1 pseudogene is annotated in these 482 nt (G+C 56.6%); it reads left to right on the forward strand.

The annotated features are described in order from the left end of the window. Nucleotides 1-482, forward strand: a pseudogene (locus AC5V8P_RS26075) (hypothetical protein); the annotation flags it as partial.

The raw sequence follows: 482 nt of genomic DNA on the forward strand, positions 1-482 counted from the left end.
GGACGAATCTGGCGGAAGGCAGCATCGGCCCGTCACATCTGTCTGCACAGTCCGTACACAGCCGGCATCTGGTAGCCGGAGCGGTACAGGATAGGGCGCTAGCCGAGGGAGCAGTGAAGTCCGTGCATATCGCTCCAGAATCGATCCAGTCCCACCATCTATTCACTGGAGTCATCCAGGGAGAGCATTTGGCATCCCAGTCGATATCGACTGATGCATTACAGGATGCGTCCGTGACGTCTGATAAATTGGCGGATGAGGGTGTGACTGCCGCTAAGCTGTCGGTGCACTCGGTACAGCCATGGCACATTACAGATGAAGCGGTGCAAGCCCATCATTTGGCAGAAGAGGCCGTTCAGTCGAGCCATCTGGCCTCGGAAAGTGTCACCTCAGCCCACTTGCAGTCTTCGGTGATACTTGCAAGCCATTTGGCGCCGGATAGTGTGTCCGGTCATGCGCTACAAGCGGAAAGCGTCACTTCG

The sequence above is a fragment of the Paenibacillus sp. N119s genome (assembly GCF_059447605.1).